Origin of the sequence: Streptococcus parasanguinis, assembly GCF_016648925.1 — a bacterium.
Taxonomy (GTDB): Bacteria; Bacillota; Bacilli; order Lactobacillales; family Streptococcaceae; genus Streptococcus.
On sequence record NZ_JACLQX010000041.1, the window covers coordinates 1 to 5,053 of the forward strand.

The following is a 5,053-nucleotide window of genomic DNA, read 5'->3' on the forward strand; positions in this document are numbered from 1 at the left end:
ATGATATACTAATATAGTTGTCGCGCGAGAGCGACAAAGACCTTTGAAAACTGAACAAGACGAACCAATGTGCAGGGCGCTATAACTAAGGTTATAGTAACTGAACAATAAAAAAACAATAAATCTGTCAGTGACAGAATGAGTTTAAGACAAACAATTATTTTAATGAGAGTTTGATCCTGGCTCAGGATGAACGCTGGCGGCGTGCCTAATACATGCAAGTAGAACGCTGAAGCTTGGTGCTTGCACCGAGCGGATGAGTTGCGAACGGGTGAGTAACGCGTAGGTAACCTGCCTCTTAGCGGGGGATAACTATTGGAAACGATAGCTAATACCGCATAAAAGTCGATATCGCATGATATTGATTTGAAAGGTGCAATTGCATCACTAAGAGATGGACCTGCGTTGTATTAGCTAGTTGGTGAGGTAACGGCTCACCAAGGCGACGATACATAGCCGACCTGAGAGGGTGATCGGCCACACTGGGACTGAGACACGGCCCAGACTCCTACGGGAGGCAGCAGTAGGGAATCTTCGGCAATGGGGGCAACCCTGACCGAGCAACGCCGCGTGAGTGAAGAAGGTTTTCGGATCGTAAAGCTCTGTTGTAAGAGAAGAACGAGTGTGAGAGTGGAAAGTTCACACTGTGACGGTAACTTACCAGAAAGGGACGGCTAACTACGTGCCAGCAGCCGCGGTAATACGTAGGTCCCGAGCGTTATCCGGATTTATTGGGCGTAAAGCGAGCGCAGGCGGTTAGATAAGTCTGAAGTTAAAGGCTGTGGCTTAACCATAGTACGCTTTGGAAACTGTTTAACTTGAGTGCAGAAGGGGAGAGTGGAATTCCATGTGTAGCGGTGAAATGCGTAGATATATGGAGGAACACCGGTGGCGAAAGCGGCTCTCTGGTCTGTAACTGACGCTGAGGCTCGAAAGCGTGGGGAGCAAACAGGATTAGATACCCTGGTAGTCCACGCCGTAAACGATGAGTGCTAGGTGTTGGGTCCTTTCCGGGACTCAGTGCCGCAGCTAACGCATTAAGCACTCCGCCTGGGGAGTACGACCGCAAGGTTGAAACTCAAAGGAATTGACGGGGGCCCGCACAAGCGGTGGAGCATGTGGTTTAATTCGAAGCAACGCGAAGAACCTTACCAGGTCTTGACATCCCTCTGACCGCTCTAGAGATAGAGTTTTCCTTCGGGACAGAGGTGACAGGTGGTGCATGGTTGTCGTCAGCTCGTGTCGTGAGATGTTGGGTTAAGTCCCGCAACGAGCGCAACCCCTATTGTTAGTTGCCATCATTTAGTTGGGCACTCTAGCGAGACTGCCGGTAATAAACCGGAGGAAGGTGGGGATGACGTCAAATCATCATGCCCCTTATGACCTGGGCTACACACGTGCTACAATGGCTGGTACAACGAGTCGCGAGTCGGTGACGGCAAGCTAATCTCTTAAAGCCAGTCTCAGTTCGGATTGTAGGCTGCAACTCGCCTACATGAAGTCGGAATCGCTAGTAATCGCGGATCAGCACGCCGCGGTGAATACGTTCCCGGGCCTTGTACACACCGCCCGTCACACCACGAGAGTTTGTAACACCCGAAGTCGGTGAGGTAACCGTAAGGAGCCAGCCGCCTAAGGTGGGATAGATGATTGGGGTGAAGTCGTAACAAGGTAGCCGTATCGGAAGGTGCGGCTGGATCACCTCCTTTCTAAGGAAATGGAAACCTGTACGTTGGTCTTGTTTAGTTTTGAGAGGTCTTGTGGGGCCTTAGCTCAGCTGGGAGAGCGCCTGCTTTGCACGCAGGAGGTCAGCGGTTCGATCCCGCTAGGCTCCATTAACACTGTAAGGGTGTTAAGATTGAACATTGAAAATTGAATATCTATATCAAATAGTAACAAGAAAATAAACCGAAACGCTGTAAATATTTAAAGAGTTTAGGTCGCAAGACCAAAAATAAGGTTAAGTTAATAAGGGCGCACGGTGGATGCCTTGGCACTAGAAGCCGAAGAAGGACGTGACAAACGACGAAATGCTTTGGGGAGCTGTAAGTAAGCGACGATCCAGAGATGTCCGAATGGGGGAACCCACTAGCTGATGGCTAGTACTCCTATCTGTTAAGGATAGGTAGAGGAAGACGCAGTGAACTGAAACATCTAAGTAGCTGCAGGAAGAGAAAGCAAAAGCGATTGCCTGAGTAGCGGCGAGCGAAACGGCAGGAGGGCAAACCGAAGAGTTTACTCTTCGGGGTTGTAGGACTGCAATGTGGACTTAAAGATTATAGAAGAATGACATGGGAAGGTCAGCCAAAGAGAGTAAGAGCCTCGTATTCGAAATAGTCTTTATACCTAGCAGTATCCTGAGTACGGCGGGACACGAGAAATCCCGTCGGAATCTGGGAGGACCATCTCCCAACCCTAAATACTCTCTAGTGACCGATAGTGAACCAGTACCGTGAGGGAAAGGTGAAAAGCACCCCGGGAGGGGAGTGAAATAGAACCTGAAACCGTGTGCCTACAACAAGTTCGAGCCCGTTAATGGGTGAGAGCGTGCCTTTTGTAGAATGAACCGGCGAGTTACGATATGATGCGAGGTTAAGTTGAAGAGACGGAGCCGTAGGGAAACCGAGTCTGAATAGGGCGAGTTAGTATTATGTCGTAGACCCGAAACCATGTGACCTACCCATGAGCAGGTTGAAGGTGAGGTAAAACTCACTGGAGGACCGAACCAGGGCACGTTGAAAAGTGCTTGGATGACTTGTGGGTAGCGGAGAAATTCCAAACGAACTTGGAGATAGCTGGTTCTCTCCGAAATAGCTTTAGGGCTAGCGTCGACATTAAGATTCTTGGAGGTAGAGCACTGTTTGGGTGAGGGGTCCATCCCGGATTACCAATCTCAGATAAACTCCGAATGCCAATGAATTATGGTCGGCAGTCAGACTGCGAGTGCTAAGATCCGTAGTCGAAAGGGAAACAGCCCAGACCACCAGCTAAGGTCCCAAAATAATTGTTAAGTGGAAAAGGATGTGGGGTTGCACAGACAACTAGGATGTTAGCTTAGAAGCAGCTATTCATTCAAAGAGTGCGTAATAGCTCACTAGTCGAGTGACCCTGCGCCGAAAATGTACCGGGGCTAAAACAATTTACCGAAGCTGTGGATACCTTTATAGGTATGGTAGGAGAGCGTTCTATGTGTGGAGAAGGTGTACCGTGAGGAGCGCTGGAACGCATAGAAGTGAGAATGCCGGTATGAGTAGCGAAAGACAGGTGAGAATCCTGTCCACCGTAAGACTAAGGTTTCCAGGGGAAGGCTCGTCCGCCCTGGGTTAGTCGGGACCTAAGGAGAGACCGAAAGGTGTATCCGATGGACAACAGGTTGATATTCCTGTACTAGAGTATGTAGTGAAGGAGGGACGCAGTAGGCTAACTAAAGCGTGCGACTGGAAGTGCACGTCTAAGCAGTGAGGTGTGAATTGAGTTAAATGCTTAATTCTGTAACATTGAGCTGTGATGGGGAGCGAAGTTTAGTAGCGAAGTTAGTGACGTCACACTGCCAAGAAAAGCTTCTAGCGTTAATCATACTCTACCCGTACCGCAAACCGACACAGGTAGTCGAGGCGAGTAGCCTCAGGTGAGCGAGAGAACTCTCGTTAAGGAACTCGGCAAAATGACCCCGTAACTTCGGGAGAAGGGGTGCTGGCTTTTAGTCAGCCGCAGTGAATAGGCCCAAGCAACTGTTTATCAAAAACACAGCTCTCTGCTAAATCGTAAGATGATGTATAGGGGGTGACGCCTGCCCGGTGCTGGAAGGTTAAGAGGAGTGCTTAGCGTAAGCGAAGGTATGAATTGAAGCCCCAGTAAACGGCGGCCGTAACTATAACGGTCCTAAGGTAGCGAAATTCCTTGTCGGGTAAGTTCCGACCCGCACGAAAGGCGTAATGATTTGGGCACTGTCTCAACGAGAGACTCGGTGAAATTTTAGTACCTGTGAAGATGCAGGTTACCCGCGACAGGACGGAAAGACCCCATGGAGCTTTACTGCAGTTTGATATTGAGTGTCTGTGCCACATGTACAGGATAGGTAGGAGCCATTGAGATCGGGACGCCAGTTTCGATGGAGGCGTTGTTGGGATACTACCCTTGTGTTATGGCCACTCTAACCCGGTAGGTTCATCATCTACGGAGACAGTGTCTGACGGGCAGTTTGACTGGGGCGGTCGCCTCCTAAAAGGTAACGGAGGCGCCCAAAGGTTCCCTCAGAATGGTTGGAAATCATTCGCAGAGTGTAAAGGTATAAGGGAGCTTGACTGCGAGAGCTACAACTCGAGCAGGGACGAAAGTCGGGCTTAGTGATCCGGTGGTTCCGTATGGAAGGGCCATCGCTCAACGGATAAAAGCTACCCTGGGGATAACAGGCTTATCTCCCCCAAGAGTTCACATCGACGGGGAGGTTTGGCACCTCGATGTCGGCTCGTCGCATCCTGGGGCTGTAGTCGGTCCCAAGGGTTGGGCTGTTCGCCCATTAAAGCGGCACGCGAGCTGGGTTCAGAACGTCGTGAGACAGTTCGGTCCCTATCCGTCGCGGGCGTAGGAAATTTGAGAGGATCTGCTCCTAGTACGAGAGGACCAGAGTGGACTTACCGCTGGTGTACCAGTTGTCTCGCCAGAGGCATCGCTGGGTAGCTATGTAGGGAAGGGATAAACGCTGAAAGCATCTAAGTGTGAAACCCACCTCAAGATGAGATTTCCCATGATTTTATATCAGTAAGAGCCCTGAGAGAAGATCAGGTAGATAGGTTAGGAGTGGAAGTTGTGTGAGCAATGGAGCGGACTAATACTAATAGCTCGAGGACTTATCCAAAGAGTCAAAAGATATTGACAACGAAAGGTTAACTTGTTAGAATATAGATGTTCAATTTTGAATGTTTAATCATTCAGAGTTAAGTGACGATAGCCTAGGAGATACACCTGTACCCATGCCGAACACAGCAGTTAAGCCCTAGAACGCCGGAAGTAGTTGGGGGTTGCCCCCTGTGAGATAAGGTAGTCGCTTAGC

At 49.8% G+C, this 5,053-nt stretch carries 1 tRNA gene and 3 rRNA genes; all 4 read left to right on the forward strand.

The window, feature by feature from the left end:
- Positions 1-161: 161 nt before the first annotated feature.
- The 4 genes from H7T97_RS10075 (at position 162) to rrf (ending at position 5,053) form a co-directional block, all read left to right on the forward strand.
- Positions 162-1,709, forward strand: a 16S ribosomal RNA gene (locus H7T97_RS10075).
- A 53-nt stretch (positions 1,710-1,762) separates the two neighbouring features.
- Positions 1,763-1,835, forward strand: a tRNA-Ala gene (locus H7T97_RS10080).
- A gap of 123 nt (positions 1,836-1,958) precedes the next feature.
- Positions 1,959-4,858, forward strand: a 23S ribosomal RNA gene (locus H7T97_RS10085).
- 79 nt (positions 4,859-4,937) lie between these two features.
- Positions 4,938-5,053 (forward strand): 5S ribosomal RNA (rrf, locus tag H7T97_RS10090).
- Together the 16S, 23S and 5S rRNA genes with 1 tRNA gene alongside form the textbook arrangement of a ribosomal RNA operon.